The sequence below is a fragment of the Brevundimonas olei genome, from assembly GCF_037055245.1.
Lineage (GTDB): Bacteria > Pseudomonadota > Alphaproteobacteria > Caulobacterales > Caulobacteraceae > Brevundimonas > Brevundimonas olei.
The window spans coordinates 2,529,464-2,554,196 of record NZ_CP146369.1 but is presented as its reverse complement, the minus strand read 5'-3'; the positions used below and the strand labels follow the sequence as shown (position 1 = coordinate 2,554,196).

At 68.0% G+C, this 24,733-nt stretch carries 29 protein-coding genes; 21 read left to right on the top strand and 8 right to left on the bottom strand.

Annotated elements, in window-relative coordinates; genetic code table 11:
• The first annotated feature begins 36 nt into the window (after positions 1 to 36).
• The 3 genes from rplQ to V8J38_RS12370 all read left to right on the top strand — a co-directional run bounded on the left by rplQ (position 37) and on the right by V8J38_RS12370 (position 1,392).
• Complete coding sequence (gene rplQ, locus V8J38_RS12380; protein ID WP_003164392.1) at positions 37 to 456, top strand: 50S ribosomal protein L17; 420 nt, start codon at positions 37 to 39, stop codon at positions 454 to 456.
• A gap of 85 nt (positions 457 to 541) precedes the next feature.
• Positions 542 to 919 carry a DUF4180 domain-containing protein gene (locus V8J38_RS12375; RefSeq protein ID WP_338576084.1) on the top strand — a complete coding sequence of 126 codons (378 nt, stop codon included), beginning with the start codon at positions 542 to 544 and terminating at the stop codon, positions 917 to 919.
• Positions 916 to 1,392 carry a GNAT family N-acetyltransferase gene (locus V8J38_RS12370; protein WP_338576082.1) on the top strand — a complete coding sequence of 159 codons (477 nt, stop codon included), beginning with the start codon at positions 916 to 918 and terminating at the stop codon, positions 1,390 to 1,392. The genes V8J38_RS12375 and V8J38_RS12370 overlap by 4 nt, the downstream gene beginning before the upstream one ends.
• Positions 1,393 to 1,398: 6 nt before the next feature.
• Here V8J38_RS12370 and V8J38_RS12365 read toward each other — a convergent pair whose 3' ends face one another.
• Together V8J38_RS12365 and V8J38_RS12360 are read right to left on the bottom strand one after the other, a co-directional pair.
• Complete coding sequence (locus tag V8J38_RS12365; RefSeq protein WP_338576080.1) at positions 1,399 to 2,262, bottom strand: hypothetical protein; 864 nt, start codon at positions 2,260 to 2,262, stop codon at positions 1,399 to 1,401.
• On the bottom strand, positions 2,259 to 3,158 hold the full coding sequence (locus V8J38_RS12360; RefSeq protein WP_291781337.1) for an ABC transporter ATP-binding protein: 900 nt from the start codon (positions 3,156 to 3,158) through the stop codon (positions 2,259 to 2,261). The genes V8J38_RS12365 and V8J38_RS12360 overlap by 4 nt, the downstream gene beginning before the upstream one ends.
• A 103-nt stretch (positions 3,159 to 3,261) precedes the next feature.
• On the opposite strand from V8J38_RS12360, the gene V8J38_RS12355 reads away from it, so the two are divergent.
• Entirely contained in the window at positions 3,262 to 4,497 is a 1,236-nt protein-coding gene (locus V8J38_RS12355; RefSeq protein WP_338576079.1) for an ectonucleotide pyrophosphatase/phosphodiesterase, read from the top strand.
• Positions 4,498 to 4,561: 64 nt separating this feature from the next.
• Here the strand turns inward: V8J38_RS12355 and V8J38_RS12350 are convergent, their stop codons facing one another.
• Complete coding sequence (locus tag V8J38_RS12350; RefSeq protein ID WP_338576077.1) at positions 4,562 to 4,888, bottom strand: GIY-YIG nuclease family protein; 327 nt, start codon at positions 4,886 to 4,888, stop codon at positions 4,562 to 4,564.
• A 120-nt stretch (positions 4,889 to 5,008) separates the two neighbouring features.
• Between V8J38_RS12350 and V8J38_RS12345 the strand changes: the two genes are divergently transcribed.
• Together V8J38_RS12345 and V8J38_RS12340 are read left to right on the top strand one after the other, a co-directional pair.
• Complete coding sequence (locus V8J38_RS12345; RefSeq protein WP_291781346.1) at positions 5,009 to 6,313, top strand: TCR/Tet family MFS transporter; 1,305 nt, start codon at positions 5,009 to 5,011, stop codon at positions 6,311 to 6,313.
• Between the two features lie 95 nt (positions 6,314 to 6,408).
• Positions 6,409 to 7,797 (top strand): Do family serine endopeptidase, encoded by a 1,389-nt coding sequence (locus V8J38_RS12340; protein ID WP_291781348.1) that lies wholly within the window; start codon positions 6,409 to 6,411, stop codon positions 7,795 to 7,797.
• Between the two features lie 228 nt (positions 7,798 to 8,025).
• Here the strand turns inward: V8J38_RS12340 and V8J38_RS12335 are convergent, their stop codons facing one another.
• On the bottom strand, positions 8,026 to 8,445 hold the full coding sequence (locus tag V8J38_RS12335) for a VOC family protein (protein ID WP_291781351.1): 420 nt from the start codon (positions 8,443 to 8,445) through the stop codon (positions 8,026 to 8,028).
• 67 nt (positions 8,446 to 8,512) lie between these two features.
• On the opposite strand from V8J38_RS12335, the gene V8J38_RS12330 reads away from it, so the two are divergent.
• The 6 genes from V8J38_RS12330 to V8J38_RS12305 all read left to right on the top strand — a co-directional run bounded on the left by V8J38_RS12330 (position 8,513) and on the right by V8J38_RS12305 (position 12,721).
• Positions 8,513 to 9,823, top strand: coding sequence for a replication-associated recombination protein A (locus tag V8J38_RS12330; RefSeq protein WP_338576074.1), 1,311 nt, complete (start codon positions 8,513 to 8,515; stop codon positions 9,821 to 9,823).
• Positions 9,824 to 9,911: 88 nt separating this feature from the next.
• Positions 9,912 to 10,352 (top strand): hypothetical protein, encoded by a 441-nt coding sequence (locus tag V8J38_RS12325; protein WP_291781358.1) that lies wholly within the window; start codon positions 9,912 to 9,914, stop codon positions 10,350 to 10,352.
• A 74-nt stretch (positions 10,353 to 10,426) separates the two neighbouring features.
• Entirely contained in the window at positions 10,427 to 10,867 is a 441-nt protein-coding gene (locus V8J38_RS12320) for a hypothetical protein (RefSeq protein WP_338576072.1), read from the top strand.
• Positions 10,868 to 10,958: 91 nt separating this feature from the next.
• Positions 10,959 to 11,411 carry a hypothetical protein gene (locus tag V8J38_RS12315; protein WP_338576070.1) on the top strand — a complete coding sequence of 151 codons (453 nt, stop codon included), beginning with the start codon at positions 10,959 to 10,961 and terminating at the stop codon, positions 11,409 to 11,411.
• A gap of 11 nt (positions 11,412 to 11,422) precedes the next feature.
• Positions 11,423 to 12,148 carry an RluA family pseudouridine synthase gene (locus V8J38_RS12310; protein WP_338576068.1) on the top strand — a complete coding sequence of 242 codons (726 nt, stop codon included), beginning with the start codon at positions 11,423 to 11,425 and terminating at the stop codon, positions 12,146 to 12,148.
• 78 nt (positions 12,149 to 12,226) lie between these two features.
• Complete coding sequence (locus V8J38_RS12305) at positions 12,227 to 12,721, top strand: CC0125/CC1285 family lipoprotein (protein ID WP_312218862.1); 495 nt, start codon at positions 12,227 to 12,229, stop codon at positions 12,719 to 12,721.
• A 3-nt stretch (positions 12,722 to 12,724) separates the two neighbouring features.
• Here V8J38_RS12305 and V8J38_RS12300 read toward each other — a convergent pair whose 3' ends face one another.
• A complete protein-coding gene (locus V8J38_RS12300; protein WP_291781370.1) occupies positions 12,725 to 13,162 on the bottom strand; it encodes a DUF2214 family protein in 438 nt (145 codons plus the stop codon).
• A gap of 43 nt (positions 13,163 to 13,205) precedes the next feature.
• Here V8J38_RS12300 and crcB point away from each other — a divergent pair, with 43 nt between their 5' ends.
• Genes crcB through V8J38_RS12275 form a run of 5 tightly spaced genes read left to right on the top strand, consistent with a single transcriptional unit; the run spans position 13,206 to position 17,519 of the window.
• Positions 13,206 to 13,592, top strand: a complete 387-nt coding sequence (gene crcB, locus V8J38_RS12295; RefSeq protein ID WP_338576064.1) for a fluoride efflux transporter CrcB — start codon at positions 13,206 to 13,208, stop codon at positions 13,590 to 13,592.
• Positions 13,589 to 14,584, top strand: coding sequence for an RluA family pseudouridine synthase (locus tag V8J38_RS12290; protein WP_291781378.1), 996 nt, complete (start codon positions 13,589 to 13,591; stop codon positions 14,582 to 14,584). The genes crcB and V8J38_RS12290 overlap by 4 nt, the downstream gene beginning before the upstream one ends.
• Positions 14,581 to 16,059, top strand: coding sequence for a putative 2OG-Fe(II) oxygenase (locus V8J38_RS12285; RefSeq protein WP_338576061.1), 1,479 nt, complete (start codon positions 14,581 to 14,583; stop codon positions 16,057 to 16,059). Before V8J38_RS12290 ends, V8J38_RS12285 begins: the two co-directional genes overlap by 4 nt.
• A gap of 2 nt (positions 16,060 to 16,061) precedes the next feature.
• Entirely contained in the window at positions 16,062 to 16,748 is a 687-nt protein-coding gene (locus V8J38_RS12280; RefSeq protein WP_338576059.1) for an HAD-IA family hydrolase, read from the top strand.
• 9 nt (positions 16,749 to 16,757) lie between these two features.
• A complete protein-coding gene (locus V8J38_RS12275) occupies positions 16,758 to 17,519 on the top strand; it encodes an ATP12 family chaperone protein (protein ID WP_338576057.1) in 762 nt (253 codons plus the stop codon).
• Between the two features lie 153 nt (positions 17,520 to 17,672).
• On the opposite strand, the gene V8J38_RS12270 is transcribed toward V8J38_RS12275, so the two are convergent.
• Positions 17,673 to 18,431, bottom strand: coding sequence for a pseudouridine synthase (locus tag V8J38_RS12270; RefSeq protein ID WP_291781391.1), 759 nt, complete (start codon positions 18,429 to 18,431; stop codon positions 17,673 to 17,675).
• Between the two features lie 304 nt (positions 18,432 to 18,735).
• Between V8J38_RS12270 and V8J38_RS12265 the strand changes: the two genes are divergently transcribed.
• A complete protein-coding gene (locus V8J38_RS12265) occupies positions 18,736 to 19,227 on the top strand; it encodes a hypothetical protein (protein WP_312218855.1) in 492 nt (163 codons plus the stop codon).
• On the opposite strand, the gene V8J38_RS12260 is transcribed toward V8J38_RS12265, so the two are convergent.
• Positions 19,224 to 19,871, bottom strand: a complete 648-nt coding sequence (locus tag V8J38_RS12260; protein ID WP_338576051.1) for a DUF938 domain-containing protein — start codon at positions 19,869 to 19,871, stop codon at positions 19,224 to 19,226. The genes V8J38_RS12265 and V8J38_RS12260 overlap by 4 nt on opposite strands.
• A gap of 209 nt (positions 19,872 to 20,080) precedes the next feature.
• On the opposite strand from V8J38_RS12260, the gene V8J38_RS12255 reads away from it, so the two are divergent.
• Positions 20,081 to 21,925 carry a phosphoenolpyruvate carboxykinase (GTP) gene (locus tag V8J38_RS12255; RefSeq protein WP_338576049.1) on the top strand — a complete coding sequence of 615 codons (1,845 nt, stop codon included), beginning with the start codon at positions 20,081 to 20,083 and terminating at the stop codon, positions 21,923 to 21,925.
• 52 nt (positions 21,926 to 21,977) lie between these two features.
• The gene (locus tag V8J38_RS12250) at positions 21,978 to 23,000 is read left to right on the top strand and encodes an NAD(P)/FAD-dependent oxidoreductase (RefSeq protein WP_338576047.1); all 1,023 of its coding nucleotides are present in this window, start codon (positions 21,978 to 21,980) and stop codon (positions 22,998 to 23,000) included.
• Here V8J38_RS12250 and V8J38_RS12245 read toward each other — a convergent pair.
• On the bottom strand, positions 22,997 to 23,737 hold the full coding sequence (locus tag V8J38_RS12245) for an energy transducer TonB (RefSeq protein ID WP_338576045.1): 741 nt from the start codon (positions 23,735 to 23,737) through the stop codon (positions 22,997 to 22,999). The genes V8J38_RS12250 and V8J38_RS12245 overlap by 4 nt on opposite strands.
• Positions 23,738 to 23,886: 149 nt before the next feature.
• On the opposite strand from V8J38_RS12245, the gene V8J38_RS12240 reads away from it, so the two are divergent.
• Positions 23,887 to 24,684 carry a transglycosylase SLT domain-containing protein gene (locus tag V8J38_RS12240; protein ID WP_338576043.1) on the top strand — a complete coding sequence of 266 codons (798 nt, stop codon included), beginning with the start codon at positions 23,887 to 23,889 and terminating at the stop codon, positions 24,682 to 24,684.
• Positions 24,685 to 24,733 lie beyond the last annotated feature (49 nt).

The window sequence follows — 24,733 nt, the reverse complement described above, 5'->3', positions numbered from 1 at the left end:
GGGACGAGAAACCAGGGTCGAGTAGGAGAGACCCCGATGCGCCACGGCGCCGCCTATCGTAAGCTCGGCCGTACGGTCAGCCACCGCCAGGCCATGTTCGCCAACATGGCCGCCTCGCTGATCAAGCACGAGCAGATCACGACCACCCTGCCGAAGGCGAAGGAACTGCGTCCTTTCGTCGAGAAGCTGGTCACCCTCGCCAAGAAGGGCGACCTGCACGCTCGTCGTCAGGCCATCAGCGCCGTTCGCGACGTGCCGCAAGTCGGCAAGCTGTTCGACACGCTGGCTCCGCGTTACGCCGAGCGTAACGGCGGCTACATCCGCATCATGAAGGCGGGCTTCCGTCACGGCGACAACGCTGCGATGGCCGTCATCGAGTTCGTCGATCGCGACGTGGCCGCCAAGGGCCAGGACTCCGGTCCGGTCTTCGCCATCGAGGGCGACGACGAAGCCTGATTTCGGCTTCACCGACTGTATTGAGAGGGCGGCTGGAGCAATCCCGCCGCCCTTTTTCTTCGCAAGCCGCTGAAGGGAGGGCTCGATGACCCGCGTGGAGACCTGGAACGGGCTCGTCGTGGCCGTGTGCGAGCCGGACGGGGCCCTGCTGGCGGACGTGGCCGACATCAATGACTTCCTGTCGCTGGCTTTCGAAGCGAACGCCGATTGGCTGGCCATGCCGGTAACGCGTCTGGGCGAGGACTTCCTGCGTCTTCGCAGCCGGTTGGCGGGCGAGACCACGCAGAAGTTCGTCAACTACCGGGTCGGCCTGGCGATTATCGGCGATATCAGCGCCGAGGCGGCCGGATCCGAGGCGCTGACGGACTATGTGAGGGAGTGCAATCGAGGCCGATCCGTATGGTTTCTGCCCGATCTGACAGCCCTGAAGTTGAAGCTCGAAACGGGACGGAGCGAGGCATGAGCACCCACGGGATACGGCCTTTCGATCCGTCGGCGGCGGCGGACAGCGCAGCCTGGCGGTCGCTGAACGAAGCCTGGCTGGCCGAGGGCGGCTTCGCCATCGAGGCCAAGGACCGCAAGGTGCTGGAGGACCCGCAGGGGCAGATCCTGGCGCAGGGCGGCCGCATCTTCTTCATTCAGCGCGGCGACGATGTCGTGGGCTGTTGCGCCCTGATGGCCATGGACGACGGCGGCTTCGAGGTCGCCAAGATGACGATTGCGCCGGCTGCGCGCGGCCATGGGCTGTCGCGGCGGCTGCTGGAGGTCTGTGAGGACGCCGCGCGCGAGGCGGGCGCGCCGCGTCTCTATCTGGAGACCAGTTCGACGCTAGGGCCGGCGCTGGCGCTCTATGACAGCTTCGGCTTCGTGCGCCTGCCGCCGCGCGAGACGCCCTATGTCCGGGCCGATGTCTTCATGGAGAAGGCGCTGGTCTGATCCGGCCTATTCCTTCGACAGGTCCTGTCGTCGAAACCACCACAGGGCCAGGAAGAAGGGCGCGAAGCTCCACAGCGCCAGTCCCGCCACGGCGCGCCAGCCGGCGCCGTCGGGCAGGACAGCGGCCATCATCCCGCCCTGGATCAAGGCCTTGAGCACCTCATAGGCGTCGCCGGGGAACAGCAGCATGGTGGGCCAGTCGCCTATCCGCCAGCCGAGGAGGGGGGCGCCCTTGGCGAGAAAGGCCTGCGCCACGCCGATGACCAGCGGAACGAAGAGGGCGGCCAGCATGGACCGCGTGACCGTCGCCGCCAGCAGGGCCAGCAGCAGGAACTGTACGACGCGGACAAAGGCCAGCAGGAACATCAGGCCGAAGCTCTGCGCGGTCTCGGCGCCGAAGTGGAAGACGAAGCTGTTGCCGAAGATCAGGCCCTTGGCGACGGCGCCGATCACGGCGGCGGCCAGCATCAGCAGCAGCCCGGCCAGAACCATCAGCTTCACCGCGCCGGCCTTGCCCATGATGAGGTTCGGACGGCTGTTGCGCGCCGTGATCAGTCGCCAGGTCTCCCAGCGATAGTCGCCTGCGAAGACGCTCGCCGCGCCGATCAGCAGGAAGGCCAGGAGCGCCGGGTTGGCCAGATTGCCGGCCGCCTCGAGCAGGGCCTGGCCCAGATCGAGGGTTCCTCGCTCCAGGCGCAGCTGGGACGGCAGACGATCGCGGACGGCGGAGATCTTGTCGTCGATGAACAGATTGCCCGCGATGCTCGCCGCCAGCCCGACCACAGGCACGAAGACGATGCTCCACAACAGGGCCGTGCGATTCTGCAGCAGGCGCCAGGTTTCGGCGCGGATGGCGTCGGCCAGCATCATGGGCGGTCTCCCTCGACGGAAGAGGTTTCGGTCATGAAGACGCTTTCCAGATCGGCGCCGACCCAGCGGGCCTCGTCGATGTCCACGCCCTGTTCGATCAGGGCGCGCAGCAGGGCGGGGGCCTCGGCGCGGGGAATGGAGGCCATGACGGCGTCGTCCTGAACGCTGCCGCGCTCGCCCAGCACGGCCATCACCTTGGCCAGAGGCGTGGCCGACAGGCGCAGGCGTTCGCCCGAGGCGGTCAGGTCGCTGACCTTGCCCTCGGCCGCCAGCTTGCCTCGGTTCAGGATGGCGACGCGGTCGCAGACGCGCTGGACCTCCAGAAGCTGGTGGCTGGCCAGAACGACGGTCACGCCGTCGTCATCGGCCAGGCTGCGGATCAGGCTGCGCATCTCCTGGATGCCGGGCGGGTCCATGCCGCTAGTCGGTTCATCAAGGATGACGAGGTCGGGCCGGGTCATCAGGGCGGCGGCGACGCCCAGCCGCTGCATCATGCCGACCGAAAAGCCGCGCACCTTGCGGTCCGCCGCCTCGGTCAGGCCCACCCGCGCCAGCCAGCGGTCGGTTTCGGCCTCTGCGCCCATGCCGTGCGCCAGCGCCAGCCAGCGCAGCGCCTGACGCGCGGTCAGATAGGGCGGGTAGCGCGGCGTCTCGATCATCGAGCCCATGCGCCGGGTGACGGCTGGATCGCCGGCAGGCTGGCCCATGACCCGCACCTCGCCCGCCGTGGGTCGGATCAGGCCCAGAAGGATGCGGAACAGCGTCGACTTGCCCGCGCCGTTCGGCCCCAGCACCCCATAGACCCCGCCGCGCGGGATGCTGAGGCTGAGGCCGTCCAGGGCGCGCACCGCGCCATAGGTCTTGGTCAGGCCGCTCGTCTCGATAACGCTGGTCATGAGTCGCAGCGTGACCCGACAGTGGAAAACCGGCAAGCCGTCTTCTGTCTGTCGCGGATTGGGCTTAGGCAGCGTCCCCGAATGCCGCTTTCGGGAGCACCTCATGTTTGATCGTCTGTTCGGGCTGGCGCGCGCCGCCGTCCTGACCCTGGCTGTCGCCGCCTGCGCCACCACGCCGCCCGCGCCGCCGGTCGAGACGGCCCAGGCGCCGAACGTCATCCTGATCTCCATCGACGGCTTCCGCGCGGACTATCTGCAACGCGGGGCGACGCCGGTGCTGGCGCAATTGGCGGCCGAGGGGGCGTCGGGCCCGATGAAGCCGTCCTTCCCCAGCGTGACCTTCCCCAACCACTACACCCTGGTCACGGGGCTGCATCCCGATCACCACGGCATCGTCGGCAACAACATGGTCGACGCCGAACTGGGCCGCTTCTCGCTCGGCAACAAACAGGCCGTCACCGATCGCCGCTGGTGGGACCAGGGCGAGCCGATCTGGGTCTCGGCCGAGCGACAGGGCGTGAAGACCGCCACCATGTTCTGGCCGGGGTCCGAGGCCGACATCCGCGGCGTGCGGCCCAGCTACTGGGCGCCCTTCGATCAGTCGATGCCGGGCGACGCCCGCGTGGATCAGGTGCTGACCTGGCTGGACCTGCCCGCCGCCCAGCGCCCGGCCCTGACCACCCTCTATTTCGATATCGTGGACACCATGGGCCACCACCACGGGCCGGACGCCCCCCAGACGCTGGAGGCCACGCGATCGGTCGACGCCTCCATCGGCCGCCTGGTCGAGGGGCTGAAGGTGCGGGGCCTGTATGAGAACACCATCCTGGTCGTGGTGTCCGATCACGGCATGGCGGCGACCTCGCCCGACCGCGTGACGGTGCTGGACGACATCGTGGACCCCGAGGCGGTCCAGATCGTCTATGGCGGCGCCGTCACCTTCCTGAACCCCGTTGCGGGACGCGAGGCCGAGGTGGAGCAGGCCCTGTTGGGCTCGCGACCGCACCTGGACTGCTGGCGCAAGAGCGAGATCCCAGCGCGCTTCATCCTGGGCTCCAACCCGCGCGTGCCGGCCATCGTCTGCGCTTCGGAGCCCGGCTGGCTGTTGGCGACCAGGGCGCGCCCGGTGACCAAACCCGGCGGGGCCCACGGCTATGACAACGCCGCGCCCGAGATGCAGGCGATCTTCATCGCCCACGGACCCGGCGTCATCGCCGGACGGCGGCTGGAGAACCTGGACAGCGTCGACGTCCAGCCTTTCCTGGCTCGCCTTCTGGGCGTCTCCGCACCGCACGGCGACGGTGACCCGAACGACACGCTTCCGGCGACGCAGCGCTGAGCAACCCTAATTTCGTCACCCTCGGGCTTGTCCCGAGGGCCCATCGGGGCTTCATACGCGCCGCTTAAGGGTCATGCCGCCAGGTTGACGGCGCGAACCACGCCTTCGCCAGGTCTTCCCAGTGCGGGTTCTCCCGCTCGATCAGATTGATCTTCCAGTCGCGCAAATAGCGTTTCAGCGCCTTCTCCCGGCGGATCGCGTCCGTGATCGCTTCGAAGGGTTCATACCAGACGAGTCGCTTCAGTCCGTGTTCTCTGGTGAAGCCAGGGAAGCTCCCGTCTCGATGTTGCTGCACGCGTTGAAGCAGATTGCTGGTTACGCCGACATACAATGTCCCCTGGGGCCGGTTGGCCATCATGTAGGCGGCGATGAAGGGTCGCTCGTTCGACATTAAGGCAGAGCTTGCAGAAAGATGGGCCCTCGGGACAAGCCCGAGGGTGACGAGTTAAGGAAAATTATCGCGTGGGCGGCCAGCGGCGTCTAGAACGTCGCTCCACCTCCGCGAGCCCTCATGTCCCTGCACCAGCCCAAGGTCCGCCGCGCGGCGATCGCCTTCATCCTCGTGACTGCGGTGTTGGACATCGTGGCCATGGGGATCGTCATTCCGGTCCTGCCCCATCTGATCGAGGAGTTCGTCGGGTCGAACGCGCGCGCAGGCCTGCTGAACGGGGTGTTCGTGGCCCTGTGGGCGGGGATGCAGTTCCTGGCCTCGCCGGTGATCGGTTCGCTGTCGGATCAGTATGGACGCCGCCCCGTCATCCTGCTGAGCTGCGCCGGGCTTGCGGCCGACTATGTGCTGATGGCGCTGGCGCCGAACCTGTGGTGGCTGGCGGTCGGGCGGCTGGTGGCGGGCGTCACCTCGTCCAGCTTCACCACTATTTACGCCTATATGGCCGACATCACCGAGCCTGAGAAACGCGCTCGCGCCTATGGTCTGATCGGCGCGGCCTTCTCGGGAGGATTCGTGCTGGGGCCGGTTCTGGGCGGTTTCCTGGGCGAGTTCGGTCCGCGCGTGCCCTTCTGGGTGGCGGGCGCCCTGTCGGGCGTGGCCTTCCTGTACGGCCTGTTCATCCTGCCGGAGAGCCTGCCGCTGGAGAAGCGGATGCCCTTCAGCTGGCGTCGCGCCAACCCGGTGGGGGCCATGATCCTGCTGAAACGTCACGCCGAGCTGGCGGGCCTCGCGATCGTGAACTTCCTGCTCTACTTCGCCCACCACGTCTTTTCGGCGGTCTTTGTCCTCTATGCCGGGCTCCGTTACGGCTGGGGGCCGTGGCAGGTCGGGGCCTTGCTGGCCATGGTCGGGGTGCTGGACATGATCGTTCAGGGCGCGCTGGTCGGCCCGGCGTCCAAGCGGTTCGGGGACCGAGCGACCATGATCTTCGGCCTGTGCGGCGGGGCGGTGGGCATCGCCCTGATGGGCTGGGCGCCGACGGGCGTCGCCTTCATCGTCGCCATGTTCCCCAACGCCCTGTGGGGCCTCGCCATGCCGACGCTTCAGTCCCTGATGACCCGCCGCGTCGGCGAGAGCGAGCAGGGCCAGCTTCAGGGCGCGAACATGAGCGTCGCCTCCATCGCCGGGGTGGCCTCGCCCCTGTTCTTCGGCTGGATCTACTCGGTTTCGGTGGGCGAGGGCGGCGGGCGGGCGGCGGCCTGGTTGTCGGAGCGAGGGTTGCCCGCAGTGTCCGCTGCGGCCGACGCCATGCTGTCCGAGCCGGGGCTGGCCTTCTATCTGGCCTCCGCCGTGCTGGCTCTGGGCGCCCTGATCGGATTCCTGACCGCGCGCCGGGCGGAACGGGACGAGGTCACATCCGTTTGATCGCCGCCGCGCCCCGGATCGAACGACGGCCTTGATCCTGTCGAAAAGCCGAGGCGGAATGGATGCAACGCCCAAGCTTGTAGAACCGGGACGAGATGAAGACTTCCAGACTGGCCATCGCCGCCGCCCTGATCCTGTCCGCCTGCGGCCAGCCGCAGCCCTCCAAGGCGCAGGAAGGCGTCTTCGCCGAACAGCCCCGCGTCGCCCCGCGCGACGCCGGTTCGCTGAAGACCAGCTTTGCTCCTGTGGTGCGTGAAGCCGCGCCCGCCGTGGTGAACATCTCGGCGCGGGGCGTCCAGCGCGTGCGCGACCCCTTCTTCGAACTGTTCGGCGGCGGGCCGCAGTCTCGCGTCACGGGCTCCATCGGCTCGGGCGTCATCGTGCGCCCGGACGGTATCGTCGTGACCAACAACCACGTCATCCAGAACATGCAGGAGATCCGCGTCACCCTGAACGACCGGCGCGAATATCCGGCCAAGGTGCTGCTGGCGGACGAGCGGTCCGACATCGCCGTGCTGCAGCTCGAAAACCTGGACGGCGACCTGCCGGTCCTGCGCATCGACGATCAGGAGCAGCAGCAGGTCGGTGATCTGGTCCTGGCCATCGGCAATCCGTTCGGCGTCGGCCAGACCGTGACCAACGGCATCATCTCGGCCCTGAACCGGACCGAGACGGGCATCAGCGATTCCGGCTCCTTCATCCAGACCGACGCGCCGATCAATCCCGGCAACTCCGGCGGCGCCCTGGTCGACATGGACGGCGATCTGATCGGCATCAACACGGCCATCTTCTCGCGTACAGGATCCTCGACGGGCGTGGGCTTCGCCGTGCCGGCCACCATGGTCAAGCGGGTCGTGGATTCTGCTGTCGGCGGCGCCAAGTCGGTCGAGCGCGCCTGGCTGGGCGTCAAGGGCGACTCGGTCAGCTCCGACATGGCCCGCAGTCTGGGGCTTGAGCGGCCGCAAGGCCTGATGGTGACCGACGTCTACGCCGGCGGCCCGGCCGCGCGCGCGGGCATCGAGCAGGGCGACGTCATCACCGCCATCGACGGCGCCGAGGTCAACGACCAGGGAGGGCTGAACTTCCGCGTCGGGACCAGGTCGCCGAACGACACGGTCGCCGTCAGCGTCCTGCGCGACGGCCGGACCCAGACCTTGAACGCTCGCGTCTCGACCCTGCCGGGCGACGCCGATCCGGGGCAGGGCACGGTCGTGGGGCAGGGCGCCTTGGCCGGGCTTCAGGGCGTGGCGCTGAACCCGGCGCTGGCGGACCGTCTGGGCGGCGATCCCTTCACCAGCGGCGTGGTGGTCACCGGACTGCAGCGCAACAGCGTCCCGGCCCGCATCGGACTGCGTCCCAACGACCTGGTGGTGCAGATCGACGGCCGCGCCGTCACGACGGTCGCCGCCCTGGGACGTGCGCAACGCGGCTCGGAGTTGACCATCGTCCGCAACGGCCGTCGTCTGACCGGCCGCTTGCCGTAGAGCTTTCCGGCCCGGTAGGAAGTCAAAGGGAAGCAGGCGCTGTGTTTCTCCCTCCCCTTCATGGGGAGGGTGGTCGCGAAGCGACCGGGTGGGGAGGGCTAGGTGATCCGAGCGCGGCGATTGTTTGGCTTGCCGCCCCCACCCGTCTTCGGCCTTCGGCCTCAGCCACCCTCCCCATGAAGGGGAGGGAGAGGGTTGCGCTTTTCTATGGCTTACGGCGGCGGGGTCTTACCCCTTCTGCGGTCCGCCGATGCTCCACAGGTGGCCGAACGGATCGCGCACCTGGCCGTAGCGGTCGCCCCAGAACTGGTCCTCCAAGGGCATGACCGGAATCGCGCCGTTGACCAGGGCGCGGCCCCACCATTCGTCGGCGTCGTCGACCTGAAGATGCAGGCTGACCCCGACCGGCTTGATGTCGGCTTCGCCGGTCCATTCGGGGAATTCGTCGGCCAGCATGATGCTGCCGCCGTTGATGCGCAGATGGGCGTGCATCAGGCGCTCGCCGTCCTCGGCGGGCATCCGCATGATTTCCTCGGCCCCGAAGGCGCGGGCGTAGAATTCGATCGCCGCGGCCGCGCCGCGCGAGGGAATGGTCAGATGGGGCGTCACCCCGCCGCTCGGTCCCTGTTCAGGCTTGGGTTTAGTCATGCGATTCCTCCTTGGAGGCGTTGTAGCGGGTGCAGTCGCCCGAACGAACGCCTATCTAGAGCGTTCCATGACTGATTTGTTCGAAGCCTCCGGCATTCATCCTCCCGACGCTCCGCTCGCCGACCGTCTGCGCCCGCAGGCGCTGGACCAGGTGGTGGGCCAGGACCACCTGCTCGGCGAAGGCGGGCCGATCCGCCGCATGATCGAGGCCGGGCGCCTGGGCTCCATGATCCTGTGGGGGCCGCCGGGCACGGGCAAGACGACGATCGCCCGCCTGTTGGCGAAGGCGGCGGGCTATGAATACCAGTCGATCAGCGCCGTCTTCTCGGGCGTCGCCGACCTGAAAAAGGCGTTCGAGGCCGCGCGGATGCGCCGGGCGGCGGGTCAGCAGACCCTGCTGTTCGTTGACGAGATTCACCGCTTCAACCGCGCCCAGCAGGACGGTTTCCTGCCCTTCGTGGAGGAGGGGATCGTCACCTTGGTCGGCGCGACCACGGAGAACCCCAGTTTCGAGCTGAACGGCGCCCTGCTGTCGCGATCGCAGGTCTATGTGCTGAAACGGCTGGACGACGCCTCGCTGGATCTGCTGCTGGACCGGGCCGAGGCGCTGATGGACATGCGCCTGCCGCTGACGCCTGAGGCGCGCCAGGCCATGCTGGCCCTGGCGGACGGCGACGGTCGCTATCTGCTGACCATGTCCGAGGTGCTGTTCGACCTGCAGGATGTCGAACCGCTGGACGTGCAGGCCCTGGCAGGCGTGCTGCAGAAGCGAGCGCCCGCCTACGACAAGTCGCGCGAGGAGCACTACAACCTCATCTCGGCCCTGCATAAGTCGGTGCGCGGATCGGACCCGGACGCGGCGCTCTACTGGCTGGCGCGGATGCTGAACGGGGGCGAAGACCCCCTCTATCTGGCGCGACGCATCGTGCGCATGGCGGTCGAGGACATCGGTCAGGCCGACCCCCTGTCCATCCTGGTCGCCAATGCAGCCAAGGATACCTACGACTTCCTCGGCTCGCCTGAGGGGGAGCTGGCGCTGGCGCAGGCCGTGGTCCATCTGGCCACAGCGCCCAAATCGGTCGGCGTCTATGAAGCCTTCAAGGCGGCGAAGAAGGCGGCGCACGAGACCGGCTCCCTGATGCCGCCCGCCCATATCCGCAACGCCGCGACCAAGCTGATGAAGCAACTCGGCTACGGCAAGGGCTATCAATACGATCCCGACACGCCCGAGGGTTTCTCCGGCGCCGATTTCTTCCCCGACGAGATGGAGCGCCGCACCTTCTACAAGCCCAAGGGCGAGGGCCATGAGGAGAAGGTCAAGGCGCGCCTGGAACGGTGGGCGGCGATGCGGGCGCGGATGCAGGCGGATAAGGCGTAGGGCGAGCACGGCGACGCTCATTGAACGGTGTTCATTGTCGTGCGCGTCCTTCCGGCGTAGGCTGAACCTCCCAACTGCGGAGGCGGCTATGGTCGATGTTCTGCGGCGTATATCGACGCCCTGGCATGTGTGGCTGGTCGGCGTGCTGTCTTTCCTGTGGAATGCGCTTTTCGTCTGGCAGTGGATGCTGCAGGTGACGGGAGATCCAGCCTACTGGGCCGGGATGACCCCGGCCGAAGCCGCCTACCTTCGCGCCGTGCCGTTATGGACCGATGTTGCGGTCGGGGTCGCCTTCTGGGGCGGGCTGCTGGCGGCGGTGCTGCTGCTGTTCCGGCGACGCCAGGCGACGATGCTGTTCGCCATCGCCCTGATCGCCATGCTGGCGGACACGACCTACATCCACTTCATGAGCAATGGGCGCGAGATCATGGGACCCGTCGGCGTGGCGTTCGGCTTGGTCATCATCGCCGTCCTGGTCGCCCAGACCGCCTATTGCGCCTGGATGGACCGACGCGGCGTGATCGTCTGAAGCAAGGCCGAAGCCCTTGTTGCGGCGGCCTATCTCAGCGTAGTTGTCGACGCTCAAGGCTCTGGGGAAGAATGATGGTCGATATTTCGAAGCGCCCGACGACGCCGTGGCATCTGTGGGCCATCGGTGCGGCGTCAGTGCTCTGGAACGGCGTCGGCGTCTGGCAGTGGTATCAGAAGGTGACGGGCGCGCAGGCCTATTGGAGCGCGCTGACGATGGAGCAGGTCTTCTACCTGCGCTCGGCGCCGTTGTGGACCGACGTGGCCTACGGCGTGGCGGTGTGGTGCGGCCTGCTGGGGGCGTTGATGCTGTTGCTGCGACGGAAGCTGGCGTTCAACGCCTTCGTCGCGGGCCTGATCGCCATGCTGGCGCACGCCGCCTATGTGCTGGCGCTGAGCAACGGGCGCGAGGTGTTGGGCGCGGGCGGGACGGCCTTCACCCTGGTCGTCGCCCTGATCTTCGCGGTGCAGATCGCCTATTCGCACTGGGCGCGACGCAGGGGCCTGATCCGCTAGGCGGGCGCTTCAGGCGGGGTCGTAGCGAATATTGTTAACGCCTCGATTTCAGGCGTAATCTCCTCTCCATCGACAACCTGGGGAGGGAACAATGGTCGATATTTCAAGGCGTGCTTCGACGCCGTGGCATCTGTGGCTGATCGGCGTTCTGTCGCTGCTGTGGAACGGCTTCGGCGGCTATGACTTCGTGCAGACCACCACGCGCGGCGAAGCCTATATGCGCGAGTCCGGCTTCGGCGAGGAGATGATCGCCTATTACAACGCCATGCCCGCCTGGATGTATGTTCCATGGGCGCTGGGCGTCTGGGGCGCGGTGATCGGGTCGCTGCTGCTGCTGACGCGCAGCCGCTGGGCCGTTCATGCCTACGCCCTGTCGCTGCTTGGGGCGGTGGTCAGTCTGATCTACTCCAAATTCATCAACCCGCCGCCCGCGCTGTCGCCGGAATTGGCGATGATGGAGTGGATGCCCTACGTCATCGTCGTCATCGCCGCCTTCCTGGCCTGGTACGCCTGGGCCATGGCGAAGAAGGGCGTGCTCCGCTAAAGGCTCGGCGGGTGAAAACCCGCCAGCCTGTTTCCCTGACCGAAGAAGAGATCGCCGCCGTCCGTTCGTGGGTGGTGCATGAAGACGCGCATCTGATCGCCTTCAACAAGCCGTCGGGCCTGTCCAGCCAGGGCGGCCGCATTCAGGCGCATACGCTGGACGACCTGCTGTGGGCCTTCGCCCGCTCGAACGGCAAGCGGCCGGAACTGGTGCATCGACTGGATCGCGACACCTCCGGCGTCATTCTGGCCGCCAAGACCAAGCCTGCCGCCGGCTTCTTCGGCAAGGCGCTGCAAGCCCGCAAATTCCACAAGACCTATCGCGCCCTGATCGCCGCCGCGCCCGAGCCGCGGGCGGGTCAGATCGACGCCCCCCTGCGCCGTCAGGAGATCGGCCGGGAATCCTACATGCGCGTGGTCGAGGTCGGAGCCGAGGGGGCTCAGGCCTCGCAGAGCCGCTATCGCACCCTGGCCGCCAACGAAGAGGGGGCGGTGGTCGAGCTGGAGCCCTTGACCGGGCGGATGCACCAGCTGCGCGTCCACATGGCCCACATCGGTCGGCCCCTGGTCGGCGATGTGCGCTACGGCGGCGCCCTGACCTTCGCCGGGCGCCCGGCGTCGCGCCTGATGCTGCACGCGGCGAAGCTGAGCTTTCCCCACCCGGACGGCGGCCGCCTGACGATCGAGGCGCCAGAGCCAACGGATTTCCAGGCGCTGCGTGAGGCGGCGGGGCTTTAGGCGCTTCATCCCCTGTTCAGCTTCACAGCGGAACAATCCGGCTCGCCCGTACGCTGTTCGGGCGTGGGAGACACGCGCATGAAACGCCTCGCCATCGTCACGATCGCAGCCTCGGCCCTGGCTCTGACGGCCTGCGCCAGCCTTGCGCCCTATGGCCAACAGATGGGGCCGAACGGGCAGGGCTATTCCGAACAGCAGATCGAACGCGACCGTTTCCGCGTGACCTACAAGGGCGTCGGCGCGCCCGGTCCGGTGGCGGATATGGCGCTGTTCCGCGCGGCCCAGCTGACGACCGAACAGGGCTACGACTGGTTCGAGGTGACGCAACGCTGGATCGACGGCCGTCCCGACAGCGCGGGAGGCGTACGGCCCAGCGTGTCGGTCGGCGCCGGCACGGGCCGTTACGGCGGCTGGTCCACTTCGGGCGTCGGCGTCGGCCTGGGCTTCGACCTCAGCGGGCCGCAGCCGACCTCGACCACGCTGGAGATCGTCATGGGCCGCGGCCAGCGCCCGGATCGCCCCGAAGCCTATGACGCGCGCGGCGTGCAGGACGCCATCCGTCCGCGCCTTTAAGGTCTAGAACGGCCAGCGCGCCATGGCGGCGGCGAAGGCCAGCAACGGGATCAACAACAGAATCTCCAGCCCGATCGCGCGTCTCGCGGCGGTCAGTTCGGCCTGTGGCGGGACGTAGTCGGGCGCCGTCCGCGCCGCCTTGCGCCATCTCAGGATCGCCAGCGTCGGCCGGATCGAGATCAGGCCGATCAGGGCGAAGGTCGCGATCTTGGCCCAGAAGAAGGGATTGGCTTCATAGAAGGCCCAGCCCTTGCCGCCCATCACCCGTCCGACCCCGACCAGCACGATCAGCAGGGCCGTGACGCCATAGCCCGCATCCAGCCCGGCCAGCCGCTTCACCGGCGGTTCGGGCGTGCGCAGCAGCGCCAGCTCCGACGCCAGCATGACGATCAGGCCCAGGAACAGCAGGTGGTGCAGGATGGCGAGGACAAGGTCGTGCATGGCGGCCTTCGCAAATGACGTCGGAACAGTATATGCCGCCAGCATGACACGTTTTCTGCTGGTTGCGAGCGGCGGCGCTCTGGGGGCGATGGCGCGCTACGCCCTGGGTCTGGCGGTCGGCCGTCTGGCGCCGGGCGCGGCCTGGCCATGGGGCACGTTCGGCGCCAATCTGATCGGGGGGCTGCTGATGGGCCTGCTGGCCGGATGGCTGGCGCTGAAGGCGGGCGCGCATCAGGAGAGCATCCGCCTCTTCGCTGCGGTCGGCGTCCTGGGCGGGTTCACCACCTTCTCGGCCTTCTCGCTGGAGACGGCGCTGATGATCGAACGCTGCGAGATGGCCACGGCCGCCCTCTATGTCGCCGCCTCGGTCGTCCTGGCCGTCGCCGCCCTGTTCCTGGGACTTCTTATCGCCCGAAAGGCTTTTGCATGACCCGCGAGGTCAAGACTCTCTTTGTCGCCGAGGCCGAGGACGGCATCCGTCTGGACCGCTGGTTCAAGCGTCGCTGGCCGCACCTGTCGCACATTCAGGTGCAGAAGATGGCCCGCAGCGGCCAGATCCGCGTCGACGGCTCGCGGGTGAAGCCCGAGGACCGCCTGACCGCCGGCGCCGCCGTGCGCGTGCCGCCGATTCCCGATCCGGTCGAGCGCGTCCCCGGCGAGAAGCCCAAGATCAGCGACCGCGACGCCGCCTACGCCAAGTCGCTGGTCCTGTATGAAGACGACATGGTCATCGCCCTGAACAAGCCGCACGGACTGGCGGTGCAGGGCGGCACCAAGACGACCAAGCACGTCGACCGCCTGCTGTCGGCCTGGGGCGAGGGGATGGAGCGTCCGCGCCTGGTCCACCGTCTGGACCGCGACACCTCGGGCGTGTTGCTGCTGGGCAAGGGGCCGGAGGCGGCCAAGCGACTGGCCGGGGCCTTCGCCCGCCGTCAGGCCAAGAAGACCTACTGGGCCATCGTCATCGGCAATCCCAAACCCTCGGCGGGCCAGATCGACCTGGCGCTGAAGAAGTCGGGCATCAACGACTTCGAGATTATGCGCCCCGCCGATCCCAAGGAGCACGGCGCCGAACCGGCCGAGACGGCCTACGCCACCGTCAGCCGCGCCGCCCACCGCGCCGCCTGGATGGCCCTGCGCCCCTTCACCGGACGAACGCACCAACTGCGCGCTCACATGAGCGCCATCGGCCACCCCATCCTGGGCGACCCGAAGTACGGCAACGACCAGTCGAACGAACTGTCCGGCCCGCTGAAGCTGCAGCTTCACGCCCGCCGCATCGAACTGGACCACCCCGGCGGCGGCAAGCTGATCGTCGAGGCTCCCCTCAGTCCCGAGATGAAGGCCGGCTTCAACCACTTCGGCTTCTCCGAGGACGAGGCCGATGAAGACCCCTTCGCGGGCGTGCGGCGGATGCGATGAATAGCACGGCGCCAGACCAGGAACTGGATCGTCTGTTGAGCGCAGGGCGGGCACAGGACGCACTTGCCCTGGCGACGCGGGAGATCGAAGCAGGGCGCGGCGTCTTTGCGGTCCATTCTTATCGGGCGCAGGCCCTGCAGGCGCTTGGCCGCCCGAAGGAGGCTCTGCCCGACGCGCGACAGGCGGCGGCGATGGCGCCGAAAAGCGTTTCGGCGCATCATAATCTTGCGGCGCTCCTAGGGGATCTGGGAATGGCCGACGAGGCCGAGACGGCGGCTCGACAAGCTTTCGTTGCAGGCGGCGACGCACCGGAAACATGGCTGGTCCTGGCCCGCGCCCTGCAAGGTCAAAATCGTCTTGATGAAGCTGAGCAAGCCTATCGAGGCGCCATCTCCCGCCGTCGGGATTATCCCGACGCGGTGCGGGATCTCGCCTATCTGGCCTGGATGCGGACCGGCGACGTCGAAGTTGCGGCCGCGCCGCTTCTGGACGCCCTGACGCGCCAGGGACAAAGCGAGCCCTTGCGTATGGCCTTGGCTCAGTTGCTTCAGTATGCGGATCGACACGCGGAGGCCTATCGCGTCCTGGCGTCTATCCCCTTGTCGCCGCGCGGCCATTTCGCCGCAGCTCAGATCGCGCTGAGTGATGACCCCGCCTTGGCGCTCCGGCATATCGGGGCGGCCAGAGCGCAGGGCGTGGACGCCGCCCCTCTCCGGTCCGTCTCCGCCGAGGCCCTGCTGGCTCTCGGCCGTCCCCAGGACGCCATGCAGGATATCGGTCGTCTGCGTCAGGAGGGGCCGGAGAATCAGTACGCCATCGCTCTGGAGGCCGTTGCGCTGCGTCTGATGGGGGATGATGCCTATCGACGGCTGTATGATTACGATCGGCTTGTGTGTCCCCAATGGATCGACTGCCCGGAGGGCTGGTCGGATCTCGACAGTTATCTACGGGATCTTGCTGGGGCGTTGCGGCGCAATCATGCTTTGAAGACGCACCCCATCGGACAATCTCTTCGAGGAGGATCTCAAACCTCTGCGCCGCTGATCCTGAACCAGGATCCTGTGATCCGGGCGTTCTTTCAGGCGATCGACCGTCCGATCCGACGTTATATCGATGGACTGGAAGGCGACGGACCGGCGGCGGCGCGACGTTCGGGGGGATATGACATCGCCGGTTGCTGGTCAGTGCGCTTGCGGCCGGAAGGCTATCACGCCGATCACGTCCATCCGCAGGGCTGGATTTCTTCGGCCTGCTATATTGAGGTTCCTGACATCGCGCGCGCCGACGATCGCCAGGGTTGGCTGCGGTTCGGTCAGCCGCCCTTTGTCGCCTCGTCGGGCCTGACTGCGGAGCATTTTGTCCAACCCGAACCGGGAAAAGTGGTGCTGTTCCCCTCCTACATGTGGCACGGAACGGTTCCTTTTGGCGGCGAGCAGGAGCGCCTGACCGTGGCCTTCGACATCGTGCCTGTCTGAATATGACCGCTTCCGACGCTCCGCTCGCCGTCTTCGACATCGACGGCACCCTGGTCGACAGCCGCGCCTCGATCCATCGCGCGGCCTGCGAGGCGGCGCAGGTTCTGGGCCTGCCGGAACCGGAATACGATCGCGTGCGCCAGATCGTCGGCCTGAGCCTCCATCACGCCCTGCACGTTCTGGAGCCGGCGCTGACCGACGCTGAACTGGCAGATTTCGTCGCCGCCTTCCAGGCCAGTTTCCGCGCCATGTATGAGGCGGGGCATGAGGAGCCGCTCTATCCCGGCGTGATGGACACCCTGCGGCGCTTGAAGCGCGACGGCTGGCGGCTGTCGCTGGCGACGGGGCAGAACCGGCGCGGCGTGGCCCGCAATCTGGCGCGGCCCGAGTGGAGCGATCTCTTCCTGTCCAGCCATTGCGCCGAGGACGGGCCGGGCAAGCCGGACCCGGCCATGCTGCGCGCCGCCATGAGGACCTGCGGAGCCGACGCCGCCTCGACCGCCATGATCGGCGACACCAGCCACGACATCGCCATGGCGCTGGCGGCGGGCGTGCATCCGCTTGGCGTCGGCTGGGGTTTTCATACGTTGGAGGAGCAGGCGGCTGCGGGCGCGCTTCACATCGCCGCCGATTTTCCCGATCTGGAGGCGGCGCTGGATCGGTTCGCCTCGACCAAGCTGTTCGCCTAGAAGTCCGTCATGACCCATATTCCCCCGCTGGACCCCAACGTCGCCGCCCAGAAGGGCTTTCGTGAATCCGAGGAGCGCATCAAGCGCTTTTGGAAGAGCGCCGGGGTCGAGGCCCGCGACGGCGGCTGGATCGTCCTGCTGGACGGCCGCGCGCCCAAGACGCCCGCCGGCAACGCCATCGTCCTGCCGACCGAGGCGGCGGCCCGCCTGGTGGCGGAGGAGTGGAGCGCCCAGGGCGAGCATCTGACGCCCGCGACCATGCCCGCCACCCGTTTGGCCTCGACCGCCATCGACCGGGTCAGCCAGACGCGCGGACCTGTGGCCGAGGAGATCGCCCGCTACGCCGGGTCGGACGTGCTCTGCTACCTGGCCGAGACGCCGTCGGGCCTGATCGAGCGCCAGCAGGCGGAATGGGGGCCGTGGCGCGACTGGGCCGCGCGCGAACTGGGCGTTGAGTTGCATCCGGTCGAGGGGATCATCCATCGGCCCCAGGCGCCTGAGGCTCTGGCGCGGGTCGAGGCGCTGGCGCTGGAGATGGACGACTTCGCCCTGACCGGGCTGGCGACGGCCGTGCCGCTATTCGGCTCGGCGGTGCTGGGGCTGGCGGTGCAACGCGGGGCGCTGGCGGGCGAGGCGGCGCTGGACCTGTCGCGTCTGGACGAAGCCTTCACCGAGGAGCGCTGGGGCGTGGACGAGGAAGCCGCCGCCCGCACCGCCGTCCACCGCGCCGAAGCGGCCCTGCTGCAGCGGTGGTTCGAGGCGCTCAAATAAGCTTCTACTGCACATCCCCGCGGAGGCGGGGACCCAGTACTTTGGCTTCGAGCGTGATGGCTTGCTTTAGTAAGCGCCTCTAAAGCTGGCTTGGGTGCGCGAGGCTCTTACTGGGGCCCCGCCTCCGTGGGGATGTGCGGAATGTGGGGCGGCTCAGCCCTTTAGCAGCGCCGCGCGCTGGTCCGCCGTCAGCATTCGCCATTTGCCTTCCGGCAGGTCGCCCAGTTTCACCGGACCGATGCGGATGCGGTAGAGGTCGACCACCTCCAGTCCGACCAGTTCGCACATGCGGCGGATCTGGCGGTTGCGGCCCTCGCGCAGGATGAAGCGCAGGCGTTGCGGCTCCATCTGGGTGACGCGGGCGGGCTTCAACTGGCGGCCGTCCAACTCCAGCCCGTGACGAAGTTTCGTCAGCTTGGCCTCGGTCACGGCGCCGGCGACGCGGACCAGATACTCCTTGTCCAGGTCTGACTGCGGGCCAATCACCGCCTTGGCCACCACGCCGTCCGACGACAGCAGCAGCAGGCCCCGTGAATCCTCGTCCAGCCGCCCGACCGGGGGCAGGGAGGCGTCGCGCGCCGGGGCTTCGCCTTCGCCGACCTTGTTGGCGGCGGTCAGCAGACGCACGGCCGGGACCTTGCCCGGCTCGGGCTGGCCCGAGACATAGCCGACCGGCTTGTGCAGCAGGATGGCGACCCCCGCCGCCAGGGCCGCCTCCCCCTTGTCGTTCAGCGACAGGGTCTGGCCGGGTTCGATCTTGCGGCCCGCGTCGCGCACGACCTCCCCGTCGATGCTGACCAGGCCCTCGGCGATCAGCCCCTCGGCTTCGCGGCGCGAGCAGACGCCGGTCTGGCCCAGCCACTTGTTGATGCGGACGGGCTCTGCGCCCTCGTAGGTGCGGGTGAAGGCCATGGCCTGACTGACTCTCCGATGCGACGGGCTGTGTAGGGCGGCGTTGCGGGCGGAGGCAAGGCTGCGGTCGTGGCGACGCGATTCAGATTTTCCGTCTCGGCGATGAGTTCACGTTTTCGTCGCCAAGTTGACCTTGAGCATCATAAGCCTATATCAGCAGTCACCCTGATGACTTTGCCGCGTTCGCTTCCGCCCGTTTCGGATTGCGACGTTTGCCGTGTTTGATCCGGTTGCGGCGTGCGGGGCGCGACGTTTTCTCAAAATCGTCTGCGAATATTGATCGATAACCTTCGAAGGAGACATTTTGTACGCTCAACGCAAGACCGCGACCGCCCCTCGTTCCCGCCAATACGGCAACCGCCCCGCGCCCGCTCGCCTGCGCTTCGGCCTGATCATGCGCAAGGGCATGGATTTCGGCGAACTCGGCGACATCGAGACCGCCCTTCGCTTTGAAGGCGTGTCTCTGGCTCCGATCTCGACCGGCGAGGGCAGTCTGGTTTCGGGCGGACTGACGGTTCTGGCCACGGCGACGGCTGACGACATCAGCGGCGGTCGGGTTCAAGGCGTGGTGATTCCCGGCGGCATGGCGGACGAGGCCGGTCTGGCCCAGGTCAAGGCGCTGGTGAACCTCGCCAAGACGCAAGGCTTGCCGGTTCTCGCGTTCGCCGACGGGGTGGCCCTGGCGGCCGACGCCTTTGGTCAGGCCGCCGACGCGCCGGGCGCCGTGTTCCGCGACGGCAAGGTCGCCCTGCTGAACGACCGCGCTGAACTGACGGCGGTGGTCGCCGCCATCTAAACGCGGCGGAAGATCAGGCTCAGGTTGTTGGCGGGCATGGCCCGCCGCAGCGTCAAGGCCAGACCATGCGACCGGGCGAGTGTTTCAACCTCGCCCCGGTCGCGCAGGCCCCAGGCCGGATCACGCGCCTTCAGACTGTCGTCGAAGGCGGCGTTGGATGGGGCCAGCGGGGCCTCGGCCTCGCGATATGGGCCGTACAGATACAAAACGCCGCCGGGGCGCGTCAGCGACCGTTCCGCCAGCCGCATCAGGCCCTCCGTCGCGGCCCACGGGCTGATGTGGATCATGTTGATGCAGACGATGGCGTCCAAGGGGGCGTTCAACGCCTCGCCCGACCAACTCGCCTCATCCAGCATGTCGATCGTCTGTGCGGGCCGCAGGTTCCCTGCGTCTGCCGTCGACCGCCAGGCTTCGATGCTGGCGCGGGCCTCCGGACTGGGATCGCTGGGCGTCCACTGCAGGCCGGGCAGGGCGGCGGCGAAGGCGGCTGCGTGCTGTCCCGATCCGGCGGCGATCTCCAGCACCCGCCCCTGATCGGGCAGATGGGCGCGCAGCACCTCCAGTATGGCCGCGCTGTTGCGCTCGGCCGCGGGCGAGGTCAGGGCGCTGGAAGAACCGCCCGGCGTCGACTTTACAGAATCCATGGTCTTCACGCCGAAGGAGATAACTGTCTGCGACCCTTCTGGCGATTTAAATGTGCTCGTCGGCGGCCTTCCCCGGATAACGGGAGAATGAAACGTGCAGCGGTTGACCTTACGTCCCGTCGGGTTCATTGCCCCCGTAACACAGCGTGATCAGCTTATTGCGTGACGGCGACGACAGATCGCCGCGCGTAGGTTCAGGAGAGCAAGACGTGACTCAATCGATTCCCGGACTCTATCCGGCGCCGACCGAACACAAGGGCCTTGTCGCCTGGGTGGAGCAGATCGCCGCCCTGACCAAGCCGGACCGTGTTCACTGGTGCGACGGATCGGACGCCGAGAAGTCGGCCATCGTCGCCGATCTGATCGCCAAGGGCACGCTGAAGGAACTGGATCAGACCAAGCGCCCCGGCTGCTATTACGCCGCCTCGGACCCCAAGGACGTGGCCCGCGTCGAGAGCCGCACCTTCATCTGCTCGCAGGACCAGGCTGACGCCGGCCCGACCAACAACTGGTCCGATCCGGTCGAGATGCGCGCCCGCCTGAACGGCCTGTTCGACGGCTGCATGAAGGGCCGCACTATGTATGTGGTGCCGTTCTGCATGGGGCCGCTCGGCTCCAAGATCTCCGCACTGGGCGTCGAGATCACCGACAGCGGCTATGTCGCCGTGTCGATGGGCGTCATGACCCGCATGGGCAAGGCGGCGCTGGACCTGATGGGCGCTGACGGCGAGTTCGTGCCAGCGGTCCACACCGTGGGCGCCCCGCTGGCGGAAGGCCAGGCCGACGTTCCGTGGCCCTGCAATGACGACAAGTGGATCGTCCAGTTCCCGGAAACGCGCGAAATCTGGTCCTATGGCTCGGGCTATGGCGGCAACGCCCTGCTGGGCAAGAAGTGCTACGCTCTGCGCATCGCCTCGGTCATGGCCCGCGACGAAGGATGGCTGGCCGAGCACATGCTGATCCTCAAGCTGACCAGCCCTGAGGGCGTGGTGAAATATGTCGCCGCCGCCTTCCCGAGCGCCTGCGGCAAGACCAACCTGGCCATGCTGCAACCGGCGCTGGACGGCTGGAAGGCCGAGACGGTCGGCGACGACATCGCCTGGATGCGTTTCGGCGAAGACGGCCGCCTGTACGCCGTGAACCCGGAAGCGGGCTTCTTCGGCGTGGCGCCGGGCACCAGCCGCAACACCAACAAGAACGCGCTCGAGACCCTGACGCGCGACACCATCTTCACCAACGTCGCCCTGACCGCCGACGGCGACGTCTGGTGGGAAGGCCTGACCAAGGACGCGCCGGAAGGCCTGACCAACTGGAAGGGGCAGCCGCACGATCCGGCTTCGGGCGAGCCTGCGGCGCACCCGAACTCGCGCTTCGCCGTGTGGGCCGGTCAGTGCCCGTCCATCGCGCCTGAGTGGGAAGACCCGGCGGGCGTGCCGATCGACGCCATCCTGTTCGGCGGCCGCCGCGCCTCGGCCGTGCCGCTGGTGACGGAAGCCTTCGACTGGGAGCACGGCGTCTTCATGGGCTCGACCGTGGCGTCGGAAGGCACCGCCGCCGCCGAGAACAAGGTCGGAGAGCTGCGCCGCGATCCCTTCGCCATGCTGCCCTTCTGCGGCTACAACATGGGCGACTATTTCGGTCACTGGCTGAAGATGGGCGAGAAGGCCGATGCGTCCAAGCTGCCGCGCCTGTTCTTCGTCAACTGGTTCCGCAAGAACGACGAAGGCAAGTTCGTCTGGCCGGGCTTCGGCGACAACGCCCGCGTACTGAAGTGGATCGTCGAGCGTCTGGAAGGCCAGGCCGAGGCCGTGGACACCCCGGTCGGCCGTGTGCCGTCCAAGGCCGCGCTGGACCTGTCGAGCCTGACGCTGACCGACGCCGATCTGCAGATCTTGCTGGACGTCGACGCCGACGTCTGGACCGAGGAAGCCGCCCTGATCCCGGCCTTCTACGAGAAGTTCGGCGATCGCCTGCCCAAGGCTCTGTGGGACCAGCACGCCGCCCTGACCAAGCGTCTGGAAGAGGCGCGCGCGGCCAAGCTGGCGGCTGAGTAAAAGACCGTCCTAAACGGTTGAAATCGGGGCGCGGGAGGTCGAAGGACATCCCGTGCCCCATTTCAATTCCCCCGAACCTTCCTTCGACGCCCTGATCATCGGCGCGGGCGCTCTGGGCCTGTGCGCGGCGGCCGAGCTGAGACGACGCGGACGCCGCGTGGCGGTGGTCGATCCGGGCGGCGTCAACGCCTCGGCCGTGGCGGCGGGCATGATCGCGCCGGCCATGGAATGCGCCACCGACGATCTGTCGCCAGAGGCGGCGGGGGTGCTGCGTCGTGCGCGCGATCTGTGGCCGGCCTTCGCCGAAGCGACGGGCGTGCGCCTGTATGGCGATGTGGCTGAATGGCGCGGCGGAAACGTCGCCGAACTGGCGGCGCGGATGACGGCGCGGGGCTTTCAGCATCAGTACGACGCCGCCTCGGCCCGTCTGACGACGCACGAGGACGCCAAGGTCGATCCGCCTCAGGCGCTGGCGGCTCTGGCGCAGGGACTGACGGTGATCGAGGCGCGGGCGCTGCGCATGGCTCCGGACGGGCCGGACTGGCGGGTCGAGACGACGGCGGGCGCCTTGCGCGCGGAGCATCTGATTCTGGCCACCGGCGCTGATCCGGCTCTGGGCGGCCTGCCGCGCGAAGCGCAGGCGGCTGTCGCCTGCATCACTCCCATTCGCGGTCAGATCGGTCTGGTGAAGGAGAAGCTGGTCGATCATGTCGTGCGCGGGCCGGGCGCCTATGTCGCGCCGATGGGCGAGGGCGCCGTGATCGGGGCGACGATGGAGCCAGGCGAACGCTCCGTGATCCCCGATGCCGCGCGTTGCGAGGCTATGCTCGCCGCCGCCTGGGCCGTGCTGGATGAAGCGCCGCGTCCGCTGGGTATCGACTGGCGCGCAGGGGTGCGGGGGACGACGCCTGACGGCCTGCCGATGGCGGGGCGGGTCGCGCCGGGCCTGCATGTCGCGCTGGGGCCGCGCCGCAACGGCTGGCTGCTGGGTCCGCTGATCGGCGCCGTCGTCGCCGATGCGACAGAGGGCCGGCCCGTCGCTGAGCCGACCCTCCATCCCTCGCGATTCCTTTAGTCCGTCGGCGGGGTGAATCGGATCGCCATGGTGACGTGGGCGCCGTCGACCGCCTGACCGTCCACCGTGCGCGGGCTGAGGCGGAAGTAGCGGCTCAGGCTCACCGCCGCCCGGCCGAACCCCTGATTGCCAGGCGTTTCTGATGTGACCGAACAGCCCGTGAGGCTGCCGTCCACCCGCACCAGGCAGGACAGTTCCGCAACCCCGCCGATGCCGCGCGCCTCGGCCGAAGAAGGGTAGGCGCGCATCAGCTGATCCGCCGTCGGCCTGCGCACCCAGTCGGGCTGGGTGATGACCGGGGCGGGCTTCGGCGGCTCAGGCGTGACCGTGGTTCCGGCGGCCGGTTCGGCGGCAGGCTCAGTCAGGTTGATGACCGGTCCGGCGTCGTGGCTGACGACGGGAGCGACCGGGACCTCCAGCGGAGCGACGTCGCTGGGCGTGACCTGCGTCGGTCGGTGGATCGGCGGCGTCGGCGCGGGCGAGGCCTTGGGCGGCGTCTCCGGCTTGGGCGGCGAGGGCGGCCGGATCAGATCGACGATCGTGGGCTGGGGCTCCGTCGGCGCGGGCGGCACGTCCGCCAGTTCGAACCGCTGCTGATACAGCCAGACGCCGGCGCCGACGTGGACCAGGGCCGAAGCTGTGATCATCGCCCACACCCACCGGGGTAGGGGCTTCTTGCGTTGTTGGAAGTCGAGGGGGCTGACCACGCCGTGGCCGCCGGCGATACGCATCATCATGACTTACGCGCCTCCTGTCGCAGGCCCTCCCCAGCACCCACGGAACAGAGTTCGCGCTTTGCTTGCGGCCTTATTGTGGCGCTTCGAATTGTTAACGGCGAAGCTGCGATGTTAAGGTTTGGTTTACCTAGGTTAGCGACCGTTCACACATGAGCGTGAAAGCGATTCCATCATCCGGCGGCGTGGAGGCGGCCATTCGGCGCGCCTCGACCTCGACCGGCGTGGATTTCGACTTTCTGATGAAGACCGCGCGCCGAGAAAGCGCGATGAACCCCAATGCGCGCGCGCCGACCTCCTCGGCCTCGGGCCTGTTCCAGTTCATCGAACAGACCTGGCTGGGCACGGTGAAGCGGCATGGCGCCAAGCACGGCTACGGCCAGTATGCGGACCTGATCTACCAGGGCGGGGATGGACGCTGGCAGGTGCGGGGCTCGGCGCGCAATGTGGTGCTGGACCTGCGTTTCGACCCCCATGCGGCCTCCACCATGGCGGCCGAGCTGACGGCCTCCAACGCCGCCTATCTGCGCGGCCGCACGGGGCGCGAGCCGGGGGCGGGCGATCTTTACGCCGCCCACTTCCTGGGCCCGGCGGGCGCGGCCAAGCTGCTGGAGGCGGTGCAGTCGCGACCCCAGTCCAGCGCGGCGGCTCTATTCCCCGAAGCGGCCTCGGCCAACCGCTCCATCTTCTACCGCAACGGTCGACCGGCGACGGCGGCCGAGGTTCACGCCAACCTGCAGCGCACGGCGGGCGAGGCCTTCCCGGCGTCCGGGGTCGGCGCGGGCAAGGCGGTTCCGGAACTCAGCGAGAAGGATCGGATGCTGGCCGCGCGTCTGGACCGGCTGAAGCAGGATCAGAGTCTTCTGGCGCTTCTGCTGGGCCAGGACGGGCGGGGGTCGGGCGGCGGATTCGGCGGGGCCTTCGCTCCGCCTGAGGACAAGGTGGCGTAACCACGCTTCCGCCTTATTCCTAAGAGAGCGTTAACTATGTAACGCTAGG

Excerpts from the sequence above, each read along its gene's own strand:
- V8J38_RS12290 (WP_291781378.1), top strand. The coding sequence starts at position 13,589 with ATGACCCGCGAGGTCAAGACTCTCTTTGTCGCCGAGGCCGAGGACGGC.
- V8J38_RS12335 (WP_291781351.1), bottom strand. The coding sequence starts at position 8,445 with ATGACTAAACCCAAGCCTGAACAGGGACCGAGCGGCGGGGTGACGCCC.
- V8J38_RS12320 (WP_338576072.1), top strand. The coding sequence starts at position 10,427 with ATGGTCGATATTTCGAAGCGCCCGACGACGCCGTGGCATCTGTGGGCC.
- V8J38_RS12325 (WP_291781358.1), top strand. The coding sequence starts at position 9,912 with ATGGTCGATGTTCTGCGGCGTATATCGACGCCCTGGCATGTGTGGCTG.
- V8J38_RS12370 (WP_338576082.1), top strand. The coding sequence starts at position 916 with ATGAGCACCCACGGGATACGGCCTTTCGATCCGTCGGCGGCGGCGGAC.
- crcB (WP_338576064.1), top strand. The coding sequence starts at position 13,206 with ATGACACGTTTTCTGCTGGTTGCGAGCGGCGGCGCTCTGGGGGCGATG.
- V8J38_RS12355 (WP_338576079.1), top strand. The coding sequence starts at position 3,262 with ATGTTTGATCGTCTGTTCGGGCTGGCGCGCGCCGCCGTCCTGACCCTG.
- V8J38_RS12245 (WP_338576045.1), bottom strand. The coding sequence starts at position 23,737 with ATGATGATGCGTATCGCCGGCGGCCACGGCGTGGTCAGCCCCCTCGAC.
- V8J38_RS12345 (WP_291781346.1), top strand. The coding sequence starts at position 5,009 with ATGTCCCTGCACCAGCCCAAGGTCCGCCGCGCGGCGATCGCCTTCATC.
- V8J38_RS12365 (WP_338576080.1), bottom strand. The coding sequence starts at position 2,262 with ATGATGCTGGCCGACGCCATCCGCGCCGAAACCTGGCGCCTGCTGCAG.
- V8J38_RS12340 (WP_291781348.1), top strand. The coding sequence starts at position 6,409 with ATGAAGACTTCCAGACTGGCCATCGCCGCCGCCCTGATCCTGTCCGCC.
- V8J38_RS12350 (WP_338576077.1), bottom strand. The coding sequence starts at position 4,888 with ATGTCGAACGAGCGACCCTTCATCGCCGCCTACATGATGGCCAACCGG.
- V8J38_RS12285 (WP_338576061.1), top strand. The coding sequence starts at position 14,581 with ATGAATAGCACGGCGCCAGACCAGGAACTGGATCGTCTGTTGAGCGCA.
- V8J38_RS12305 (WP_312218862.1), top strand. The coding sequence starts at position 12,227 with ATGAAACGCCTCGCCATCGTCACGATCGCAGCCTCGGCCCTGGCTCTG.
- V8J38_RS12375 (WP_338576084.1), top strand. The coding sequence starts at position 542 with ATGACCCGCGTGGAGACCTGGAACGGGCTCGTCGTGGCCGTGTGCGAG.
- V8J38_RS12240 (WP_338576043.1), top strand. The coding sequence starts at position 23,887 with ATGAGCGTGAAAGCGATTCCATCATCCGGCGGCGTGGAGGCGGCCATT.
- V8J38_RS12275 (WP_338576057.1), top strand. The coding sequence starts at position 16,758 with ATGACCCATATTCCCCCGCTGGACCCCAACGTCGCCGCCCAGAAGGGC.
- V8J38_RS12330 (WP_338576074.1), top strand. The coding sequence starts at position 8,513 with ATGACTGATTTGTTCGAAGCCTCCGGCATTCATCCTCCCGACGCTCCG.
- V8J38_RS12280 (WP_338576059.1), top strand. The coding sequence starts at position 16,062 with ATGACCGCTTCCGACGCTCCGCTCGCCGTCTTCGACATCGACGGCACC.
- V8J38_RS12270 (WP_291781391.1), bottom strand. The coding sequence starts at position 18,431 with ATGGCCTTCACCCGCACCTACGAGGGCGCAGAGCCCGTCCGCATCAAC.
- V8J38_RS12315 (WP_338576070.1), top strand. The coding sequence starts at position 10,959 with ATGGTCGATATTTCAAGGCGTGCTTCGACGCCGTGGCATCTGTGGCTG.
- rplQ (WP_003164392.1), top strand. The coding sequence starts at position 37 with ATGCGCCACGGCGCCGCCTATCGTAAGCTCGGCCGTACGGTCAGCCAC.
- V8J38_RS12260 (WP_338576051.1), bottom strand. The coding sequence starts at position 19,871 with ATGGATTCTGTAAAGTCGACGCCGGGCGGTTCTTCCAGCGCCCTGACC.
- V8J38_RS12360 (WP_291781337.1), bottom strand. The coding sequence starts at position 3,158 with ATGACCAGCGTTATCGAGACGAGCGGCCTGACCAAGACCTATGGCGCG.
- V8J38_RS12300 (WP_291781370.1), bottom strand. The coding sequence starts at position 13,162 with ATGCACGACCTTGTCCTCGCCATCCTGCACCACCTGCTGTTCCTGGGC.